At 59.6% G+C, this 19,671-nt stretch carries 18 protein-coding genes; 10 read left to right on the forward strand and 8 right to left on the reverse strand.

Going from position 1 to position 19,671, the window contains the following annotated elements:
• Positions 1-51 precede the first annotated feature (51 nt).
• Positions 52-1,299, forward strand: a complete 1,248-nt coding sequence (locus tag ACQKPC_RS08680) for a sterol desaturase family protein (RefSeq protein ID WP_427624120.1) — start codon at positions 52-54, stop codon at positions 1,297-1,299.
• Here ACQKPC_RS08680 and ACQKPC_RS08685 read toward each other — a convergent pair.
• On the reverse strand, positions 1,280-1,912 hold the full coding sequence (locus ACQKPC_RS08685; protein WP_008076083.1) for a DedA family protein: 633 nt from the start codon (positions 1,910-1,912) through the stop codon (positions 1,280-1,282). The two genes, ACQKPC_RS08680 and ACQKPC_RS08685, sit on opposite strands and share 20 nt — an antisense overlap.
• Positions 1,913-2,110: 198 nt before the next feature.
• Here ACQKPC_RS08685 and hemB point away from each other — a divergent pair, with 198 nt between their 5' ends.
• Both hemB and ppk1 read left to right on the forward strand, forming a co-directional pair.
• Entirely contained in the window at positions 2,111-3,124 is a 1,014-nt protein-coding gene (gene hemB, locus ACQKPC_RS08690) for a porphobilinogen synthase (RefSeq protein WP_427624121.1), read from the forward strand.
• Positions 3,125-3,142: 18 nt separating this feature from the next.
• Positions 3,143-5,365, forward strand: a complete 2,223-nt coding sequence (gene ppk1, locus ACQKPC_RS08695) for a polyphosphate kinase 1 (protein WP_427624122.1) — start codon at positions 3,143-3,145, stop codon at positions 5,363-5,365.
• A gap of 174 nt (positions 5,366-5,539) precedes the next feature.
• Here the strand turns inward: ppk1 and ppx are convergent, their stop codons facing one another.
• The 5 genes from ppx to ACQKPC_RS08720 all read right to left on the reverse strand — a co-directional run bounded on the left by ppx (position 5,540) and on the right by ACQKPC_RS08720 (position 10,098).
• A complete protein-coding gene (gene ppx, locus ACQKPC_RS08700; protein WP_123500426.1) occupies positions 5,540-7,042 on the reverse strand; it encodes an exopolyphosphatase in 1,503 nt (500 codons plus the stop codon).
• 208 nt (positions 7,043-7,250) lie between these two features.
• Entirely contained in the window at positions 7,251-7,988 is a 738-nt protein-coding gene (locus ACQKPC_RS08705; protein ID WP_063342180.1) for an amino acid ABC transporter ATP-binding protein, read from the reverse strand.
• Complete coding sequence (locus ACQKPC_RS08710) at positions 7,975-8,625, reverse strand: amino acid ABC transporter permease (protein ID WP_192344992.1); 651 nt, start codon at positions 8,623-8,625, stop codon at positions 7,975-7,977. The genes ACQKPC_RS08705 and ACQKPC_RS08710 overlap by 14 nt, the downstream gene beginning before the upstream one ends.
• Positions 8,622-9,293, reverse strand: a complete 672-nt coding sequence (locus ACQKPC_RS08715; protein WP_008076077.1) for an amino acid ABC transporter permease — start codon at positions 9,291-9,293, stop codon at positions 8,622-8,624. Before ACQKPC_RS08715 ends, ACQKPC_RS08710 begins: the two co-directional genes overlap by 4 nt.
• 19 nt (positions 9,294-9,312) lie before the next feature.
• On the reverse strand, positions 9,313-10,098 hold the full coding sequence (locus tag ACQKPC_RS08720) for a transporter substrate-binding domain-containing protein (protein ID WP_008012517.1): 786 nt from the start codon (positions 10,096-10,098) through the stop codon (positions 9,313-9,315).
• A 257-nt stretch (positions 10,099-10,355) separates the two neighbouring features.
• On the opposite strand from ACQKPC_RS08720, the gene ACQKPC_RS08725 reads away from it, so the two are divergent.
• The 6 genes from ACQKPC_RS08725 (at position 10,356) to ACQKPC_RS08750 (ending at position 16,477) form a co-directional block, all read left to right on the forward strand.
• The gene (locus ACQKPC_RS08725; RefSeq protein WP_063342184.1) at positions 10,356-11,063 is read left to right on the forward strand and encodes a FadR/GntR family transcriptional regulator; all 708 of its coding nucleotides are present in this window, start codon (positions 10,356-10,358) and stop codon (positions 11,061-11,063) included.
• 122 nt (positions 11,064-11,185) lie between these two features.
• Positions 11,186-11,515 carry a thioredoxin TrxA gene (gene trxA, locus ACQKPC_RS08730; protein ID WP_007899382.1) on the forward strand — a complete coding sequence of 110 codons (330 nt, stop codon included), beginning with the start codon at positions 11,186-11,188 and terminating at the stop codon, positions 11,513-11,515.
• A gap of 247 nt (positions 11,516-11,762) precedes the next feature.
• Positions 11,763-13,022 carry a transcription termination factor Rho gene (gene rho, locus ACQKPC_RS08735; protein ID WP_427624123.1) on the forward strand — a complete coding sequence of 420 codons (1,260 nt, stop codon included), beginning with the start codon at positions 11,763-11,765 and terminating at the stop codon, positions 13,020-13,022.
• Between the two features lie 141 nt (positions 13,023-13,163).
• A complete protein-coding gene (ubiD, locus tag ACQKPC_RS08740; RefSeq protein ID WP_007899385.1) occupies positions 13,164-14,630 on the forward strand; it encodes a 4-hydroxy-3-polyprenylbenzoate decarboxylase in 1,467 nt (488 codons plus the stop codon).
• Positions 14,630-15,598: a CDP-6-deoxy-delta-3,4-glucoseen reductase gene (locus ACQKPC_RS08745; protein WP_427624124.1), complete on the forward strand. Its 969-nt coding sequence runs from the start codon at positions 14,630-14,632 to the stop codon at positions 15,596-15,598. Before ubiD ends, ACQKPC_RS08745 begins: the two co-directional genes overlap by 1 nt.
• Before the next feature lie 210 nt (positions 15,599-15,808).
• The gene (locus ACQKPC_RS08750) at positions 15,809-16,477 is read left to right on the forward strand and encodes a gamma-glutamylcyclotransferase (RefSeq protein ID WP_008012527.1); all 669 of its coding nucleotides are present in this window, start codon (positions 15,809-15,811) and stop codon (positions 16,475-16,477) included.
• Here ACQKPC_RS08750 and glpT read toward each other — a convergent pair.
• Positions 16,453-17,802 carry a glycerol-3-phosphate transporter gene (glpT, locus tag ACQKPC_RS08755; RefSeq protein ID WP_427624126.1) on the reverse strand — a complete coding sequence of 450 codons (1,350 nt, stop codon included), beginning with the start codon at positions 17,800-17,802 and terminating at the stop codon, positions 16,453-16,455. The genes ACQKPC_RS08750 and glpT overlap by 25 nt on opposite strands.
• Before the next feature lie 204 nt (positions 17,803-18,006).
• Positions 18,007-18,984, reverse strand: a complete 978-nt coding sequence (locus ACQKPC_RS08760) for an NADPH:quinone oxidoreductase family protein (protein WP_427624128.1) — start codon at positions 18,982-18,984, stop codon at positions 18,007-18,009.
• A 150-nt stretch (positions 18,985-19,134) separates the two neighbouring features.
• Between ACQKPC_RS08760 and ACQKPC_RS08765 the strand changes: the two genes are divergently transcribed.
• Entirely contained in the window at positions 19,135-19,542 is a 408-nt protein-coding gene (locus ACQKPC_RS08765) for a flagellar basal body-associated protein FliL (RefSeq protein WP_427624129.1), read from the forward strand.
• Positions 19,543-19,671 lie beyond the last annotated feature (129 nt).

Genomic DNA, 19,671 nt, shown 5'->3' on the forward strand with positions numbered 1-19,671 from the left:
AACACGCGGCTACACCTAATCTCTGCTGAACGATTCTGATCAGGGCGCGTCATGGACTTCATTCTGTATGCGGTGCCGTTTTTCTTTGTGCTGATTGCGGTCGAGTTGCTGGCCGACCGTTGGCGCGGGGTGAGCAATTACCGCGTGGCAGACGCGATCAACAGTCTCAGCACCGGCGTGCTGTCGACTACCACGGGCCTGTTGACCAAAGGCGTCGGCCTGGTGACTTATGCCTTCGCCCTGAAGCATCTGGCCGTGATTGAGCTGTCGGCCGACAGCGTCTGGGTCTGGGTGTTCGCTTTCGTCTTCTACGACTTCTGCTACTACTGGCTGCACCGCATGGGTCACGAACGCAACATCCTCTGGGCTGCCCACTCGGTGCATCATCAGAGCGAGGATTACAACCTCTCCACGGCCTTGCGCCAGACCAGCACCGGGTTTCTGTTGAGCTGGATTTTCTACCTGCCCATGGCCGTGCTCGGCGTTCCACTCGTGGTGTTCGTCAGCGTTGCGGCGCTGAATCTGCTGTACCAATTCTGGGTGCATACCCGGCACATTCCCAAGCTCGGCTGGTTCGAATGGTTCTTCGTCACGCCGTCCAATCATCGGGCTCACCATGCACAGAACGCTCTTTACATGGATCGCAACTACGGCGGGGTGTTCATTATTTGGGACCGTCTATTTGGCTCGTTCCAGGAAGAGGACGACAACGAGCCGGTGATTTTCGGCGTGACCACACCGCTGGCGAGCTGGAATCCGTTGTGGGCGAACGTGCAGTTCTATGCGCAGCTATGGGATGACGCACGGCGCGCCGAACGCTGGTGGGACAAGCTGCGGATCTGGTTCATGCGCACCGGTTGGCGACCAGCGGATGTGGCGGCCAAGTACCCGATGAACAAACCGGACCTGAGCCAGTTCCGCAAATTCGAGGTGCCGCTGGATGGACGCCAGCAGTGGTATGTGGCGCTGCAGTTCTGCGTCTACATCGCCTTGGGCAGTTACTTGATGAACCTGGAGCAGAGCCTGCCGACTTCGGCCCTGGTGTTGGGCTGGGGCGCCGTGGCACTGGGGCTGTTTGTGTTGGGCGCGGCCCTGGAAAATCGCCCGCAGGCGTTGAAGCTGGAGCTGTTGCGGCTGGCGTCGAACCTGCCGCTGGTGTGGCTGGCGCCAATGGTCGGGTTATGGCCGGACAGTGTAATGGGCAATGCGGTGGGCTGGGTGGGGCTGCTCAGTTACAGCCTGCTCAGCGGCATCGGTCTCTATTGTTGTAGAAACCGCTTCACTCGATGGGCGTCGTAGGTTCGCTGGACTTGGCCTGTTCAGCTTTCAACGCTTGCTCGTCGGCGTAGATCTTCTTCGCCAGACGGGCATTCTTGAAGCGCCGCCGCAGCCACAGGCAAAAGCCCAGTACCAGCAGGGCGCCCAGCACCCACAGCTCATACTTCTTGACGCTGCCCAGCATGCCTTCGAGCACTGCGCCGAAATGATAGGCGGCGGAAGCCAGCGCGGCGGCCCAGATGGCTGCGCCAATCCCGTTGAGCAGCAGGTAACGTCCCGGTGGATAGCCCGACAGACCGATCGCCACTGGCATCACGGTGCGCAGTCCATAGACAAAGCGGAAGCTCAGCACCCAGATGTCCGGGTGCTTGCGGATATGTTCCAGCGCCCGATCGCCCATCAGTTGCCAGCGCGGTTTGCGCGCCAGCAGTTTGCGCCCGTGCTTGCGTCCCAGGAAATACCACAGCTGATCGCCGGCATAACTGCCGAGGAATGCCACGAGCATCACCACCTTGATGTCCATGTATCCACGGAACGCAAGGAAGCCCGCGAGCACCAGGATGGTTTCGCCTTCGAAGAATGTGCCGAGAAAGAGGGCGAAGTAGCCGAATTCCTGAAGAAATTGTTGGAGCATTGTCTGGGTGCTGGCGAAATGAACGCGCAGCCTAACCCCTCGGACACATTCAGGAAAGTGTCAAAATGTGTCTCGACGTGAACATTTCCTACAAGGACAATGGAATGCGGCTTCCTGAAGCACAACTGTCATCCGTTCGTCATAATGGCCGCTTATAACTGTCACGCTCGCCCGCCAGCGCGGGCTCAGGAGTCTGCCGTGAGCTTTACCCCCGCCAATCGTTTGTTTCCTGCAACCCGCCTGCGTCGCAACCGTCGTGATGAGTTCTCGCGTCGACTGGTCCGTGAAAACGTACTGACCGTCGATGACCTGATCCTGCCGGTGTTCGTGCTGGACGGTGAAAACCGTCGCGAAGCGGTGGCGTCGATGCCGGGCGTCGAGCGCCTGACCATCGACCTGTTGCTGGAAGAAGCGGCCAAGTGGGTTGAGTTGGGGATTCCGGCCCTGGCATTGTTCCCGGTGACGCCGCCGGAGCTCAAATCCCTGGACGCCGCTGAAGCCTGGAATCCCGACGGCATCGCCCAGCGCGCCACCCGAGCCCTGCGTGACCGGTTCCCGGAGCTGGGTGTGATCACCGACGTCGCCCTGGACCCGTTTACCACCCACGGTCAAGACGGCATTCTCGATGAAGAAGGCTACGTGCAGAACGACATTACCGTCGACGCACTGGTTAAACAGGCCCTGTCCCACGCCGAAGCCGGCGCTCAGGTGGTGGCGCCTTCGGACATGATGGACGGTCGCATTCAAGCGATCCGCGAAGCGCTGGAGCTGGCCGATCACGTCAACGTGCGGATCATGGCTTACTCGGCCAAATACGCCAGCGCCTATTACGGCCCGTTCCGCGATGCGGTGGGTTCGGCGCTGAACCTGGGCAAGGCCAACAAGGCCTCCTATCAGATGGACCCGGCCAACAGCAACGAAGCCCTGCACGAAGTGGCGGCGGACTTGTCAGAAGGCGCGGACATGGTCATGGTCAAGCCAGGCATGCCGTATCTGGATATCCTTTACCGGGTCAAAGAAGAATTTAAAGTGCCGACCTTTGTCTATCAGGTCAGCGGTGAATACGCCATGCACATGGCAGCGATCCAGAATGGCTGGTTGAGCGAAGGGGTTATCCTCGAATCCCTGACCGCTTTTAAACGTGCAGGCGCTGATGGCATCCTGACTTACTTTGCCGTCCGTGCTGCTCAATTGTTACGAGAGCAAAAATAGCCCTCCCAGGAACATTCGATGAATACCGAAGGACTCACTGAAGTTGCCGTAAAAGACGCTCAACCTGTGGTGGAGCCAATCGCCGAAACCCCGCCGGAGCTGGAGCCTGCTCCGGCCGCGGTGGTGGCCGAGCCCGTTGTTGCGGCGCCAGCGATTGCCATTCCCGGCCTGGATGACAGCAGCCTGTACATCCATCGTGAGCTCTCGCAACTGCAGTTCAACATCCGCGTGCTGGAACAGGCGCTGGATGAGTCCTACCCATTGCTGGAGCGGCTGAAGTTTCTGCTGATTTTCTCCAGCAACCTGGACGAGTTCTTCGAGATTCGTGTCGCCGGCCTGAAGAAGCAGATCACCTTCGCTCGCGAACAGGCTGGCGCCGATGGCCTGCAACCGCACCAGGCCCTGGCTCGCATCAGTGAACTGGTGCACGGCCACGTCGATCGCCAATACGCGATCCTCAATGACATTCTGTTGCCGGAACTGGAAAAACATCAGGTCCGCTTCATCCGTCGCCGTTACTGGACCACCAAGCTCAAGACCTGGGTTCGTCGTTATTTCCGCGACGAGATCGCCCCGATTATCACCCCGATCGGCCTCGACCCGACGCACCCGTTTCCGTTGCTGGTGAACAAGAGCCTGAACTTCATCGTCGAGCTCGAAGGCATCGACGCCTTCGGTCGCGACTCCGGTCTGGCGATTATCCCGGCACCGCGTCTGCTGCCGCGGATCATCAAGGTGCCGGAAGAAGTCGGCGGTCCCGGCGACAACTATGTGTTCCTGTCGTCGATGATCCACGCCCACGCCGATGACCTGTTCCAGGGCATGAAGGTCAAGGGCTGCTACCAGTTCCGCCTGACCCGAAACGCCGACCTCGCGGTCGACACCGAAGATGTCGAAGACCTGGCCCGCGCCCTGCGCGGCGAGTTGTTCTCCCGTCGCTACGGTGACGCGGTGCGGCTGGAAGTTGCCGATACCTGCCCGAAACACTTGTCCGACTATTTGCTCAAGCAGTTCAACCTGCATGAGACCGAGTTGTATCAGGTCAACGGCCCGGTCAACCTGACCCGGCTGTTCAGCATCACTGGCCTGGACAGTCATCCGGAGCTGCAATACAACCCGTTCACCCCGCAGATCCCGAAACTGCTGCAAAACAGCGAGAACATTTTCAGCGTGATCAGCAAGCAGGACATTCTGCTGCTGCACCCGTTCGAGTCGTTCACCCCGGTGGTCGACTTGCTGCGTCAGGCAGCGAAAGACCCGCATGTGTTGGCGGTACGCCAGACGTTGTATCGAAGCGGCGCCAACTCCGAGATCGTCGATGCGCTGGTAGACGCTGCGCGGAACGGCAAGGAAGTGACGGCAGTGATCGAATTGCGCGCGCGGTTCGATGAAGAGTCCAACCTGCAACTGGCCAGCCGTCTGCAAGCGGCCGGTGCGGTGGTGATTTACGGCGTGGTCGGTTTCAAGACCCACGCCAAGATGATGCTGATTTTACGCCGCGAGGCGGGCGAAATTGTCCGTTACGCCCACTTGGGGACCGGCAACTACCACGCGGCCAACGCCCGTCTGTACACCGACTACAGCCTGCTGACCTCCGACGACGCCTTGTGCGAAGACGTCGGCAAACTGTTCAGCCAGTTGATCGGTATGGGCAAGACCCTGCGCATGAAGAAACTGCTGCACGCACCGTTCACGTTGAAGAAGGGCATGCTCGACATGATTGCCCGGGAGACGCAGTTCGCCCTCGACGGCAAACCGGCGCACATCATCGCCAAGTTCAACTCGCTGACCGACCCGAAGGTCATCCGCGCGTTGTACAAGGCCAGTCAGTCCGGGGTGCGTATCGATCTGGTTGTGCGTGGCATGTGCTGCTTGCGACCGGGCATCGCCGGGGTCTCCCATAACATCCATGTGCGCTCGATCATCGGTCGTTTCCTGGAACACACCCGGGTTTTCTACTTCCTCAACGGTGGCGAAGAGCAGATGTTCCTGTCCAGCGCCGACTGGATGGAGCGCAACCTCGACAAGCGCGTCGAGACTTGCTTCCCGGTCGAGGGCAAGAAGCTGATTTTGCGGGTCAAGAAAGAGCTGGAGCTTTATCTGACCGATAACACCCACAGCTGGAGCCTGCAGGCGGACGGTCGCTACATCCGCAACACGCCGACCGGCAACCAGAACCCGCGCAGTGCCCAGGCCACCTTGCTTGAGCGTTTGGGTAGCCCGATTCTGGCTGTTCGTTAACGTAGATTCGGTTGATACAAAAAAGGGCGATCCATGTGGATCGCCCTTTTTTGTTCCCGCCCGAGCGGTGAATGACTTGTGGCGAGGGAGCTTGCTCCCGTTGGACTGCGCAGCAGTCCCTCTTTTTGGGGCCGCTTCGCAGCCCAGCGGGAGCAAGCTCCCTCGCCACAGGGTTTAGCGGACGTTCAGCACGAAGCTGACGCGAGTCAGCCATTCCGCTTCCAGGGCGAAGTCGGCCTGGGTCAACTGGTTGTCGTCCAGCCAGTGTTCCGGGAACAACACGTCCAGGCTGTCGCCATTGGCGTGCAGCACGACCTGTGGCATTTCCTGGATACCGCGGATGTGGTGGAACAGAATCGCAAAACGCAGTAGCACACACAGGCGAATCAGCTTGATGCCGTCGTCGCCGAATTCGGCGAACTTGTCTTTGGGAATGTTGCGTCGGTGGCCCCGCACCAGCAGTGCGAGCATTTGCTGGTCTTCGCGGGAGAATCCGGCCAGGTCCGAGTGCTCGATCAGGTAGGCGCCGTGCTTGTGGTACTGATAGTGCGCGATGTCCAGACCCACTTCATGGACCTTGGCGGCCCAGCTCAGCAGTTCGCGCCAGACACCGTCATCCAGCTGCCAATCCTCGGCCACCTGATCGAAAGCATGCAGCGCCTTGCGTTCGACCCGCGCGGCTTGTTCCAGATCAACGTGGTAACGCTCCATCAGCGAGCTGAGAGTGCGCTCACGCACGTCTTCATGATGATGACGGCCCAACAGGTCGTAGAGCACGCCTTCGCGCAGGGCGCCTTCACAGTGGTCCATGCGTTGCAATTCGAGGGCGTCGAAGATCGCTTCGAGAATCGCCAACCCGGCGGGGAAAATCGCCCGCCGGTCGGGCTTGATGCCTTCGAAATCGATTTTCTCGGCATCGCCGAGTTTGAACAGCTTGCGCTTGAGCCAGGCCAGGCCTTCGGCATTCACTTCGCCAGTGCCATGCCCGCCGGCCTTCAGCGCCAGGCCAATGGCGCGAATGGTGCCCGAGGAGCCGATGGCTTCATCCCAGGTCAGGCGGTGCAGGGCGTGTTCGATGCTCATGATCTCCAGCCGCGCCGCGGTGTACGCCTGGGCATAGCGGGCCGGGGTGATCTTGCCATCCTTGAAATAGCGCTGGGTATAGCTGACGCAGCCCATTTGCAGGCTTTCGCGCAGCAGCGGTTCGAAGCGCTGGCCAATGATGAATTCGGTACTGCCGCCGCCGATGTCGGCTACCAGGCGCTTGCCCGGCGTGTCGGCGAGGGTGTGGGAGACGCCGAGGTAAATCAGGCGCGCTTCTTCACGACCAGAGATGACTTCTACCGGATGGCCAAGAATTTCTTCGGCGCGGTGGATGAATTCGGCGCGGTTACGGGCTTCGCGCAGGGCGTTGGTGCCGACGATCCGCACGGTGCCGGGCGGCATACCGCTGATCAGTTGGGCGAAACGCTTCAGGCAATCGAGCCCGCGCTGCATGGATTCTTCGCTGAGTTGGCGCTCTTCGTCGATGCCGGCGGCCAGCTGAACCTTCTCCCCGAGACGTTCGAGAATCCGGATTTCGCCGTTCTGGGCCTTGGCCACGACCATGTGAAAGCTGTTGGAGCCCAGGTCGATTGCGGCGATCAGGGACAGATTCTTGGCTTGGGATTGCGGCATGGTCAGGGGGTCTCGGTCGATAACCTCGACATCCTGCCACGATCAAACGCTGCCGCCAACGCGTACGGTTCAAAGCCTTGATCCGACGCAGGAAAGTGGGTGACCGCTGCGCGGTCAATCGCTAGCAGGCTAGCTCCCACATTGGAATGCGTACCCCTGTGGGAGCTAGCCTGCTAGCGATGAGGGCATTAAAGACACTGAGACTCTTTCAGGCTGTCGCTTCAACAGTGCCAATGAAATTCGCCAGCTCCGCCGTCTGCGGGTTGGCAAACAATACCTTCGGATCCCCCACCTCATGCACCTTGCCATGGTGCATGAACACCAATTTGTCCCCAACCTCGCGGGCAAAGCGCATTTCATGGGTGACCATGATCAGCGTCATGCCCTCCTTGGCCAGTTGCCGGACCACGCTCAGCACTTCGTTGACCAGTTCCGGGTCCAGCGCCGAGGTGATTTCATCGCACAACAGCACCTTCGGCGACATCGCCAGCGCCCGGGCAATCGCCACCCGCTGTTGCTGGCCGCCAGACAGTCGGTCGGGGAAGGCATCGAATTTTTCCCCCAGCCCGACCCGTTCCAGCATCTGCCGCGCCAGTTCGGCGGCTTTGGCTTTCGGCACTTTCTGCACCACTTGCGGCGCGAGCATGACGTTTTCGCCCACAGTGAGGTGTGGGAACAGATTGAACTGCTGGAACACCATCCCGACTTTCTGCCGCAGGCTGCGCAGGTCGGCGCGGGCGGCGTCGAGGTATTCGCCGTCGACTTCGATCACGCCATCATTGATCGATTCCAGACCATTGAGGGTGCGCAGCAAGGTGGATTTGCCCGAGCCGCTGCGGCCAATGATTGCCACCACCTGGCCTTCGTCGACACTCAGGTCGATGCCTTTGAGCACATGGTGGTCGCCGTAATATTTATGCAGGGCGGAAATTCTAAGCAGAGGCATGCAGTCTCCTTTCCAGGTAGCGCGCACTGAGGGACAAGGGGTAGCAGAGCAGGAAGTAACCGAGCGCCACCAGGCCGTAGACCATGAAGGGCTCGAAGGTCGCGTTGGCGAGCATGCCGCCGGTCTTGGTCAGTTCGGTGAAGCCGATGATCGAAGTGACGGCGGTGCCTTTGACCACTTGCACCGAGAAGCCCACGGTTGGCGCCACGGCGATACGCAGGGCTTGCGGCAGGATCACGTAACGCAGTTGCTCCAGCGGATTGAGCGCCAGGCTCGACGAGGCTTCCCACTGGCCATTGGGGATCGAATCGACACAACCGCGCCAGATCTCCGCCAGGTAAGCGCTGGTGAACAGCGTCAAGGCCATCGCCGCGGCCATCCACGGCGAAATCTCCACACCGGCCAACGCCACACCGAAGAACACCAGAAACAGCTGCATCAATAGCGGCGTGCCCTGGAACAGTTCGATGTAGGTGCGGGCGAAGTGGCTGGGCAGGGATTTTTTTGAAATCCGCATCACCATGATCAGCAAGCCGATCAGCCCGCCGCCGATAAACGCCACCAGCGACAATGCCAGGGTCCATTGCAGGCCCGTGAGCAGGTTGCGCAGGATGTCCCAGAGGGTGAAATCGCTCATTGGCTGCTGCTCCTTGCTATGTAGCGCCGGCCGATCCAGTTCAGCAATTGGCGGATCAGCAGCGCCATGCACAGATAGATCAGTGTGGTCAGGGCATAGGTTTCAAAGGCGCGGAAGTTACGCGATTGAATGAAGTTGGCGGCGAAGCTCAGCTCTTCGGTGGCGATCTGCGAACAGACAGCCGAGCCGAGCATGACGATGATGATCTGGCTGCTCAGGGCCGGCCAGACCTTGCCCAGCGCCGGCAGCAGAACCACGTGGCGGAAGGCTTCGAAGCGGGTCATCGCCAAGGCGGCCGCGGCTTCCAGCTGCCCGCGGGGGATCGCTTGAATGCCGGCGCGGATGATCTCGGTCGAATAGGCACCAAGGTTGATCACCATCGCCAGCACCGCCGCCTGCCATTCGGAAATCTGCAGGCCCAGCGACGGCAAACCGAAGAAGATGAAAAACAACTGCACCAGGAATGGCGTGTTGCGGATCAACTCGACGTAAACCCCGAAAATGCCGGCGAACGGGCGGATGTTCCACGCCCGCACCAGTGCCCCGACGATACCCAGGCCGACCCCAAGCACCGCGCCAATGGCCGTCAACTCAAGGGTGAACAGCGCACCGCGCAGCAGCAGATCGGTGTTTTCCACCACCGGCAAGAAATCGAACTGATAAGCCATAAGTCGTCTCCGCGAACGATCAGAGATCGGCCGGCAGCGGCTCTTTCAGCCAGGTTTTCGAGTTCTTTTCCAGCGCACCGTCAGCCTTGGCCGTGGTGAGGATGTCGTTGACCTTGCCCAGCAGCGCCGGCTCGTTCTTGTTCACGCCAACGTAAACCGGCGAGTCCTTGAGCTTCACTTTCAGCGCCGGCACGCGTTTCGGGTTTTTCTCGCTGATTGCCACCATCACCACGTTACCGCTGGCGATCAGGTCGACTTGCCCTGCGAGGTAAGCGGCGATGGTCGAGTTGTTGTCTTCGAAGCGTTTGATGGTCGCGCCTTCGGGAGCGACTTTGGTCAGCTCGATGTCTTCGATGGCGCCACGGGTGACGCTGATGGTTTTGCCCTTGAGATCGTCCAGGCCCTTGATGGCGGCGTCTGGCGGGCCGAATACGGCGAGGTAGAACGGCGCGTAGGCACGGGAGAAGTCGATGACTTTCTCGCGCTCAGGGTTCTTGCCGAGGCTGGAAATCACCAGGTCGACTTTGCCGGTGGTCAGGAACGGAATGCGGTTGGTGCTGTTGACCGGGGTCAGTTCGAGTTTGACCTTGAGCTGGTCGGCCAGCAGTTGGGCGGTGTCGATGTCCAGGCCGCGAGGTTTCATGTCCGGACCGACCGAACCGAATGGTGGGAAGTCCTGGGGCACCGCGACTTTGAGGGTGCCGCGTTTGACCACGTCCTCCAGACCGTCGGCGTGGGCGGGTGCCTGGCTCAGCATCAGGCTGGCAAACAGAGCGGCGAGGAGGGCACTGTAACGCATGGTCATGGCAAATCTCCGGATCGGCGGGAAGTGATTTCTGCGGATCGACAGAGCACAGGCCATGCCAAGATTCGGTTTTGGGGGCCACAGGCCACGGTTTTGCTGGTGTCGTTCGGTCTTACTGGTCTGAACAGTTGGGGTGCGTTTCGCACCCTGATGGCGCACCCGTGAAAATTCCCGAACCCCCATGGGGCACGACTTGCCGGACGCCGCGAATAGCTTTACAACTAGCCGCTCATTGGCCTGGCTCGTCTGAAAAAACCATGAACTCGATCTCCCGCGCCGTACCCGAAGTGGCGCTGCAAGCCATCCGCAAACTGATCACCGAGCAAGGTTTCGGGGCGGGGGATGCCTTGCCCTCGCAACGGGACCTGGCGGTGCAATTGGGGGTCAGCCGGGCGTCGTTGCGTGAGGCGTTATCGTCCCTGAGTGCGCTGGGCGTGATCAGTATCCAGCCGGGCAAGGGCGTGTTTGTGCAATCACCAGTTGATCTGCCCCGGGGCGATGCGGCGCCGGGCTGGCCGTTCGCGGCCCAGGCATCGCCGCTGGACATCTTCCAGTTGCGCTACGCCCTGGAAGGTTTTGCCGCCGGGCTGGCGGCCGTGACCCTGAGCACCGACGATCTTGATGCCCTGGAGGACAATGTCGCCGCCATGCGCAACGAACTGCGTGCCGCCGACTTCGAGGCGGCGGCACGACTGGACTTCGAGTTTCACCGGCGCATCCTCCTGGCCAGCGGCAATCAGGCGATGCTGAGCATTCTGACCGCCAGCGCCGATATCTTCCTGGAGAGCCAGAAGCTACCGTTCATCCGGGCCGAACGGGCGATGGAAACCTGGCAGGAACACCGTAAAATCCTCCGTGCGCTGGCTCGTCGGGCCTCTGGCGCCGCGCAGAAGGCCATGCAGGAGCATGTGCGCAACGCCGCCCTGCGTACCGGAATTGCTTTCGTCGCTCCCGCCACCTCATGACTTGAGCTATACCCAAACTCATGGGCCACCATAGCGAGACTCAATCATCTGCGGCTTCCTGAACACGGGAAGGGCGGCTATGATGGGCCACGTTTTTTATTGCTTACAACCCGGAGACATCCATGAGCAGCGATCTTATCAAGCACGTCACCGACGCTAACTTCGAAGAAGAAGTACTGAAGGCTGCTGGCCCTGTGCTTGTTGACTACTGGGCTGAGTGGTGCGGCCCTTGCAAAATGATCGCCCCGGTTCTGGACGAGATCGCTGGCACTTACGCTGGCAAGCTGACCGTCGCCAAACTGAACATCGACGAAAACCAGGAAACCCCGGCCAAGCACGGCGTACGTGGTATCCCGACGCTGATGCTGTTCAAGAACGGCAACGTCGAAGCCACCAAGGTCGGTGCGCTGTCGAAGTCGCAACTGGCTGCTTTCCTCGACGCCAACATCTAAGCGTTGTTATAAAGCGTCATGAAAAGGCCCCGCATAATGCGGGGCCTTTTCGTTATTGAGGGCTAGACGCTCCGAAACTCAGGTGGTACATTCGGCCCCGCACTGGTTTCTCCACTGCCCCCTGCTAGCCGTCGCCGACGCACTCCTTTTCGAATAAGTACGCGATCCTGTCGCCTTCTCTGCGGCGCGGCCTCATTAAGCCAAAAGCTTAATTTCCCCCCTCCATAAATGATTACGTCATTCCTATATGAATCTGACTGAACTCAAGCAAAAGCCGATTACCGAACTGCTCGAATTGGCCGAACAGATGGGCATAGAAAATATGGCCCGTTCGCGCAAGCAGGACGTGATTTTCTCCCTGCTCAAAAAGCACGCTAAAAGCGGCGAGGAAATCTCCGGTGATGGCGTGCTGGAGATTCTCCAGGACGGCTTCGGCTTCCTGCGCTCCGCTGACGCTTCCTATCTCGCCGGCCCAGACGATATCTACGTCTCGCCGAGCCAGATCCGCCGCTTCAACTTGCGCACCGGTGACACCATCGTTGGCAAGATCCGCCCTCCAAAGGAAGGCGAGCGTTATTTCGCACTGCTCAAGGTCGACACGATCAACTACGATCGTCCCGAGAACGCGAAAAACAAGATTCTCTTCGAGAACCTGACCCCGCTGTTCCCGACCGTGCGCATGAAGATGGAAGCCGGCAACGGTTCCACCGAAGACTTGACCGGTCGTGTCATCGACCTGTGCGCCCCGATCGGCAAAGGCCAGCGCGGCCTGATCGTTGCACCGCCGAAAGCCGGTAAAACGATCATGCTGCAAAACATCGCGGCGAACATCGCACGGAACAATCCTGAAGTTCATCTGATCGTGTTGCTGATCGACGAACGTCCGGAAGAAGTGACCGAAATGCAGCGCACCGTGCGCGGCGAAGTGGTTGCCTCGACGTTCGACGAGCCGCCAACCCGCCACGTGCAGGTTGCCGAAATGGTGATCGAGAAGGCCAAGCGCCTGGTCGAACTCAAGAAGGACGTGGTGATCCTGCTCGACTCCATCACCCGTCTGGCGCGTGCCTACAACACCGTGATCCCGAGCTCCGGCAAGGTGCTGACCGGTGGTGTCGATGCCCACGCCCTGGAGAAACCGAAACGTTTCTTCGGCGCTGCACGGAACATCGAAGAAGGCGGCTCGCTGACCATCATCGCTACCGCGCTGGTTGAAACCGGCTCGAAGATGGACGAAGTGATCTACGAGGAATTCAAAGGCACCGGCAACATGGAACTGCCTCTGGATCGCAAGATCGCCGAAAAGCGTGTGTTCCCGGCCATCAACATCAACCGTTCCGGTACTCGCCGCGAAGAGTTGCTGACGGCCGACGACGAACTGCAGCGTATGTGGATCCTGCGCAAGCTGCTGCACCCGATGGACGAAGTCTCTGCCATCGAGTTCCTGGTCGACAAGCTGAAACAGACCAAGACAAACGACGAGTTCTTCCTGTCGATGAAACGCAAGTAAGTCGCAGAAAGTCAGCAAAAGCCGGGGAAACCCGGCTTTTTGCTATCTGATTTTTGATCAACGGCAGTTCGTGGTTCTGAATAGAGGGGTTCGGCGCTAAACTGCCTGCCCCGAACGCCACGGCCAACACGAGGCTCACGCATGCAGTATCGCGACTTGCGCGACTTTATCAGCGGCCTGGAAAAGCGCGGCGAACTCAAGCGCATCCAGGTTCCAGTGTCCCCAGTGCTCGAAATGACCGAGGTCTGCGATCGCACGTTGCGCGCCAAGGGCCCGGCGCTGCTTTTCGAAAACCCTACCGGTTATGACATTCCAGTACTCGGCAACCTGTTCGGCACCCCCGAGCGCGTGGCGCTGGGCATGGGCGCAGAAGCGGTCAGTGAGTTGCGCGAAATCGGCAAGCTGCTGGCGTTCCTCAAGGAGCCCGAGCCGCCGAAAGGTCTGAAGGACGCCTGGTCCAAGCTGCCGATCTTCCGCAAGATCATTGCCATGGCGCCGAAAGTCGTCAAAGACGCGGTGTGCCAGGAAGTGGTCATCGAGGGCGACGATGTCGATCTGGCGATGTTGCCGGTACAGACCTGCTGGCCGGGCGACGTCGGTCCGCTGATTACTTGGGGGCTGACCGTCACCAAAGGTCCGAACAAGGACCGCCAGAACCTCGGCATCTATCGTCAGCAAGTGATCGGCCGCAACAAGGTGATCATGCGCTGGTTGAGCCACCGTGGCGGCGCGCTGGATTACCGTGAGTGGTGCGAAAAACACCCTGGTCAGCCATTCCCGGTCTCTGTGGCCCTGGGCGCTGACCCGGCAACCATTCTTGGCGCTGTGACGCCGGTGCCGGACAGTCTCTCCGAATATGCTTTCGCTGGTCTGTTGCGCGGCAACCGCACCGAACTGGTGAAGTGCCGCGGCAACGACCTGCAAGTGCCGGCCACCGCCGAGATCATCCTCGAGGGCGTGATCCATCCGGGCGAAATGGCCGATGAAGGTCCGTATGGCGACCACACCGGCTACTACAACGAAGTCGACAGCTTCCCGGTGTTCACCGTCGAGCGCATCACTCACCGGATCAAACCGATTTACCACAGCACCTATACCGGCCGTCCGCCGGATGAGCCGGCAATCCTCGGTGTGGCGCTGAACGAAGTGTTCGTGCCGATCCTGCAAAAGCAGTTTCCGGAGATCACCGACTTCTACCTGCCGCCCGAAGGCTGTTCGTACCGCATGGCCATCGTGACCATGAAGAAGTCGTATCCCGGCCATGCCAAGCGGGTAATGCTCGGTGTCTGGTCGTTTTTGCGACAGTTCATGTACACCAAGTTCGTTATCGTCACTGACGACGATATCAACGCACGGGACTGGAACGACGTGATCTGGGCCATCACCACGCGCATGGACCCCAAGCGCGACACGGTGATGATCGACAACACGCCGATCGACTACCTCGACTTCGCCTCGCCGGTTTCCGGCCTGGGCTCGAAGATGGGACTCGATGCCACGCATAAATGGCCAGGCGAAACCACCCGCGAGTGGGGCCGGGTCATCGTCAAGGATGAAGCCGTTACCCAACGGATCGATGCCATCTGGAATCAGTTAGGAATAGATTGATGCGTGTAACCTTGCAGCCCTCCGGAGCAGTGCTAGAGATTCTGCCCGGCGAGCGGATTCTCGATGGCGCGCGGCGCCTGGGCTATGAATGCCCGCAAAGCTGTCGTAACGGCAATTGCCATGTGTGCGGCGCGTTGCTGGTGGAAGGGCGGGTCGAACAAGCCGGCGATGTGCGTGACCATGGCGAGTTCTACACTTGCATTGCAGAGCCGCTGGAAGACTGCATCGTGCTGTGGGATGGCGTGCTCGCGCTGGGAGAATTGCCGGTGCGCAGCGTGTCGTGTCAGGTCATTGAATGCAGGGATGTCGGCGGCGATACCTGGCGCGTGCGTCTGCGTGCGCCGGCGGGCAAGCCGCCGCGCTATCACGCCGGTCAGTACCTGATGATCGAGCGAGAGAACGGCGAGAAATCCGCCTTCTCCCTGGCCTCTGCACCGCATTCCGGGCGCGACCTGGAAATTCATGTACTGGCGCGCGAAAGCAGTGCGCTGAGCCTGATCGAACAGCTTCAGCGCAACGCGATGGTACGCATCGAAATGCCGTTCGGCGATACCCATCTGGCGGAATTGCCAGACGGTCCACTGGTACTGATTGCTGCCGGTACCGGCATGGGCCAGATCCACAGCCTGATCGAACATTGCCGGGCTACGGGATTCAAGTATCCGGTGCATCTGTATTGGGGCGTGCGTCGTCCTGAAGACTTTTATGACATCGAACATTGGGATGAATGGGAAAAACTGTCCAATCTGTTCCTGCATAAAGTCGTCAGCGATCAGTGTGGCTGGGGAGGGCGCTGCGGCATGTTGCATGAGGCAGTGTGTGAAGATTTCCCTGACCTGAAAGCCCTGCATGTCTATGCCAGCGGCTCTCCGGCCATGGTCTATGGCACGCTGGATGTCCTGGTCGAAGCGGGGATGGATGCCCATCAAATGCGCGCGGATGTGTTCGCTTACGCCCCCCGATCTTGATCCTCGATCTTAAATCGTTATAACTCCCCATATAGCCGATCGGTATTTATAAATTTTTATAAATGCCGGTAGGTTATATCTCATTCAGGCAATAAGTTTTAGAGCGCCGCCATGGCACTTAAATTGCCTTAAAACATATGTGCCTTATTGTTACAGCGGTGCGTTCTATTAAGTAATTCTTCACCCGCGGGGAGCTGAACGCTATTCGCCATGAGCGCCATTGAATCTGCTTTTTTGAATCTGGCTTACCCTCCGCGGCTCGATCTGGGGCCGCAGCTTACGCACGAACAATTGCTCAGCTCGATGCAGTCGACCATGGCGCGCCACAAGGGTGGGCCGGTCTGGCTATTCGCTTATGGTTCGCTGATCTGGCGCCCTGAATGTGCGGCGGTTGAGCGAGTGCGCGGTCGGGTGCATGGCTACCATCGCGGTTTATACCTGTGGTCCCACGAACATCGCGGTACGCCGGAAGTGCCCGGGCTGGTGTTTGGCCTGGATCGCGGCGGCTCATGCAGCGGGTTTGCCTATCGCTTGCCCGAAGAGCAACTCGAAGCTTCGCTTTATGCGCTCTGGCAGCGTGAAATGCCATTCCCGTCCTATCGCCCACATTGGCTTAACTGCCGTCTCGAAGACGGAAGCCAGGTTCAGGCATTGGGATTCGTTTTGGAGCGGCACCTGCCCAGCTATGCCGGCAACTTGCCGGATCATGTGCTGAGCCAGGTATTCGAAAGCGCTTGCGGGCGTTACGGCACCACGCGCGAATATGTCGAGCAGACCGCGCACGCCCTGCGTAGCCACGCCATGCCAGACCGGAATCTGGAGGCGCGGCTCAAGCGCTGCAAATCAAAGGCCGATCAGGCGATTGCTTCGCGGCTCTGACTGGCGACGTTCTTGTGGCCCAGGGTGGGTGCCAGGAACGCCATCGCCAGCAGGCAGGCGGCGACCAGCAGGATGAAGCCGCCATCCCAGCCGAAGTAGTCCACCGTGTAGCCCATCAGGGCACTGGCCGCGACTGAACCACCCAGGTAACCAAACAAACCGGTAAAGCCCGCGGCCGTTCCTGCAGCTTTCTTCGGAACCAGCTCCAGCGCCTGCAGGCCGACCAGCATCACCGGGCCATAGATCAGGAAGCCGATGGCGAACAGCGAGATCATGTCGACCATCGGATTGCCCGGCGGATTCAGCCAGTAAACGATCGTCGCAACGGTCACCAGTGCCATGAACACCATGCCCGTCAGGCCACGGTTGCCCCGGAAGATCTTGTCCGACATCCAGCCGCACAGCAGCGTGCCGGGAATGCCTGCCCACTCGTACAGGAAGTAAGCCCAGGACGTCTTGTCGAAGTCGAAGTGCTTGACCTCTTTAAGGTAAGTCGGCGCCCAATCCAGAATGCCGTAGCGCAACAAGTAGACGAAGACGTTGGCCAGCGCGATGAACCAGAGCATTTTGTTGCGCAGCACGTATTTGACGAAGATGTCCTTGGCGCTGAATTCTTCTTCGTGGCTGGCGTCGTAGCCTTCCGGGTAGTCGTTCTTGTACTTCTCGATGGGCGGCAAGCCCGTCGATTGCGGGGTATCGCGCATGACAATGAAGGCAAATACAGCGACCAGCAACGCCACCGCTGCCGGTACGTAGAACTTGCTGTGCCAGTCGTTGAACCAGCCCATGCCGAGTATCGCCAGCGGGCCGATCAAGCCGCCGCCGACGTTATGCGCGGTGTTCCATACCGAAACCACGCCGCCGCGTTCTTTCTGCGACCACCAGTGCACCATGGTGCGCCCGCTCGGTGGCCAGCCCATGCCTTGCGCCCAGCCGTTGATGAACAACAGGATGAACATCATGGTCACGCTGGACGTTGCCCACGGTGCGAAACCGAAAACGAACATCACCCCGGCGGACACTATCAGGCCAAAAGGCAGGAAGTAACGAGGGTTGGAGCGGTCGGACACGATGCCCATCAGAAACTTGGAAAGGCCGTAGGCGATCGCAATCGCCGACATGGCCACACCCAGTTGGCCTTTTGTATAGCCTTGGGCGATCAGATCCGGAAATGCCAGGGTGAAGTTCTTGCGCAGCAGGTAGTAACCCGCATACCCAATGAAAATCCCGGCGAAGATCTGCCAGCGAAGGCGTCGGTAGGTGCTGTCTATTTTTTCTTCAGGCAATGGAGCCTGATGTGCGGCAGGACGAAAGAAAGCAAACATTCAAGAGCTCCAGATTTCTTGTTTTGACTGCGGATGCGAATGTTACAGTTTCGTTACCGAAAATAGCACCGGTTCGCATCGGCAAAACAGCGGAAATGTTGGAGATCGCATGTTCCTTTATGAACATGTCGCTCAAGTATAAATGAGGGTCGGTGTGGGGATGACGGAGCCAGGTCGCAAGACTGCGACCTGGCTAGAAAATAATCAGCGAACCTGCACGACCACTTTCCCGACCGCCTTGCGCTGGCCAAGATCATTGATCGCCTGGGCCGCGTTGCTCAGGGGATACACCTGAGACACTAGCGGCTTCAACTTGCCCTCGGCAAACCAGCCAAACAACTGCTGGAAGTTTGCCGCGTTGTCCTGTGGTTGGCGCTGGGCAAAGGAGCCCCAGAACACGCCGACTACCGCGGCGCCTTTGAGCAGTGCCAGGTTCACTGGCAGCTCCGGGATTCGTCCACTGGCAAAACCGACCACCAGTAGACGGCCGTTCCAGGCAATGGCGCGGATCGCCTGGTCGAACAGGTCGCCGCCCACTGGATCGTAGATCACGTCGGCGCCCTGGCCGTCGGTCAGGCGTTTGATCTCGTCCTTGAGGCTGGTTTCGCTGTAGTTGATCAACTCATCGGCGCCGGCAGCCTTGGCCACCGCGAGTTTTTCTGCGCTGCTGGCGGCGGCTATAACGCGAGCCCCCATGGCTTTGCCGATTTCCACCGCGGCAAGGCCGACGCCGCCGGAAGCGCCGAGCACCAGCAAGGTTTCGCCAGGTTGCAGGTGGCCCCGTTGCTTGAGGGCGTGCATCGAAGTGCCGTAGGTCATGCTGAATGCGGCGGCGGTGTTGAAGTCCATCGAGGGCGGGATCGGTAGCACGTTGTAGCCCGGCACTGCGACCTGCTCGGCAAAGCTGCCCCAGCCAGTCAGGGCCATGACCCGGTCACCGACCTTGAGGTGGCTGACCTTTTCGCCCACTGCGCTGACCACGCCGGCCGCTTCGCCACCCGGAGAAAACGGGAAGGGCGGCTTGAACTGATATTTGCCCTCGATGATCAACGTGTCCGGGAAATTCACCCCAGCCGCATGCACTTCCAGCAGGATTTCATTCTTCTTCGCGACAGGACTGGCGACGTCTTCCAGCACCAGCGATTCGGCAGGGCCGAAGGCTTTGCACAGCACGGCTTTCATCAGGGCTATTCCTTTGGGAGTGATGGCCGATAAGTGTAGGTGTGTGAGTCATTGGGTCAACGAGCATGCCCGACCCTGATAGTCAGCCATAAGCTTGTGCTTGAGCGGCGGGTCGTTATGCTTGGCCGCAAACCGGATAAGGAGCGAATTGTGAAAGCGTGGATCATGTTGATGCTGGCCCTGTCTCTGCCTGTGGCAGCGCTGGCCGAAGAAGCCAAAGAAGGTGAAGCCCCGAAGGTCAACTACATCACCCTGAGCCCGCCATTCGTGGGCAACTATGGGCTGGACGGTACGCCGAAGCTCAAGGTCTACAAGGCCGATGTGGCGTTGCGGGTGACCGGTGACGAGGCGACCAAAGCGGTAAAGGCCAATGAGCCATTGATCCGTAATAAGCTGGTGGCGTTGTTTGCCCAACAGACTACTGAAGCCATGAACAACGTCGAAGCCAAGGAAAAGCTGCGTCAGGAAGCCTTGAAGCAGACCCAGCAAGTAATGAACGACGAGACCGGCAAGCCGGTGGTTGAGGATTTGTTGTTCAACAACCTGATCATTCAATAAGTCTTTTGCTGTCCGGGCGGGCCTCATCGCGGGCAAGCCCGCTTGTATGCTGGGACTTGAAGGGAGGAGGAGGGACAAAGCCCGATTCTGACTGTTGACGCAGTACAGATCCGTGGGAGATTTCGCCCC

The organism is Pseudomonas sp. NPDC089918 (assembly GCF_050280605.1).
Classification (GTDB): Bacteria; Pseudomonadota; Gammaproteobacteria; order Pseudomonadales; family Pseudomonadaceae; genus Aquipseudomonas.

What these genes read in the sequence shown, in the direction of transcription:
- ACQKPC_RS08725 (WP_063342184.1), top strand. Translation starts at nt 10,356, where the DNA reads ATGAACTCGATCTCCCGCGCCGTACCCGAAGTGGCGCTGCAAGCCATC.
- ACQKPC_RS08715 (WP_008076077.1), bottom strand. Translation starts at nt 9,293, where the DNA reads ATGGCTTATCAGTTCGATTTCTTGCCGGTGGTGGAAAACACCGATCTG.
- ppx (WP_123500426.1), bottom strand. Translation starts at nt 7,042, where the DNA reads ATGCCGCAATCCCAAGCCAAGAATCTGTCCCTGATCGCCGCAATCGAC.
- rho (WP_427624123.1), top strand. Translation starts at nt 11,763, where the DNA reads ATGAATCTGACTGAACTCAAGCAAAAGCCGATTACCGAACTGCTCGAA.
- ACQKPC_RS08685 (WP_008076083.1), bottom strand. Translation starts at nt 1,912, where the DNA reads ATGCTCCAACAATTTCTTCAGGAATTCGGCTACTTCGCCCTCTTTCTC.
- ACQKPC_RS08705 (WP_063342180.1), bottom strand. Translation starts at nt 7,988, where the DNA reads ATGCCTCTGCTTAGAATTTCCGCCCTGCATAAATATTACGGCGACCAC.
- ACQKPC_RS08760 (WP_427624128.1), bottom strand. Translation starts at nt 18,984, where the DNA reads ATGAAAGCCGTGCTGTGCAAAGCCTTCGGCCCTGCCGAATCGCTGGTG.
- ubiD (WP_007899385.1), top strand. Translation starts at nt 13,164, where the DNA reads ATGCAGTATCGCGACTTGCGCGACTTTATCAGCGGCCTGGAAAAGCGC.
- ACQKPC_RS08680 (WP_427624120.1), top strand. Translation starts at nt 52, where the DNA reads ATGGACTTCATTCTGTATGCGGTGCCGTTTTTCTTTGTGCTGATTGCG.
- ACQKPC_RS08720 (WP_008012517.1), bottom strand. Translation starts at nt 10,098, where the DNA reads ATGACCATGCGTTACAGTGCCCTCCTCGCCGCTCTGTTTGCCAGCCTG.
- ACQKPC_RS08710 (WP_192344992.1), bottom strand. Translation starts at nt 8,625, where the DNA reads ATGAGCGATTTCACCCTCTGGGACATCCTGCGCAACCTGCTCACGGGC.
- glpT (WP_427624126.1), bottom strand. Translation starts at nt 17,802, where the DNA reads ATGTTTGCTTTCTTTCGTCCTGCCGCACATCAGGCTCCATTGCCTGAA.
- ACQKPC_RS08750 (WP_008012527.1), top strand. Translation starts at nt 15,809, where the DNA reads ATGAGCGCCATTGAATCTGCTTTTTTGAATCTGGCTTACCCTCCGCGG.
- trxA (WP_007899382.1), top strand. Translation starts at nt 11,186, where the DNA reads ATGAGCAGCGATCTTATCAAGCACGTCACCGACGCTAACTTCGAAGAA.
- ACQKPC_RS08745 (WP_427624124.1), top strand. Translation starts at nt 14,630, where the DNA reads ATGCGTGTAACCTTGCAGCCCTCCGGAGCAGTGCTAGAGATTCTGCCC.
- ppk1 (WP_427624122.1), top strand. Translation starts at nt 3,143, where the DNA reads ATGAATACCGAAGGACTCACTGAAGTTGCCGTAAAAGACGCTCAACCT.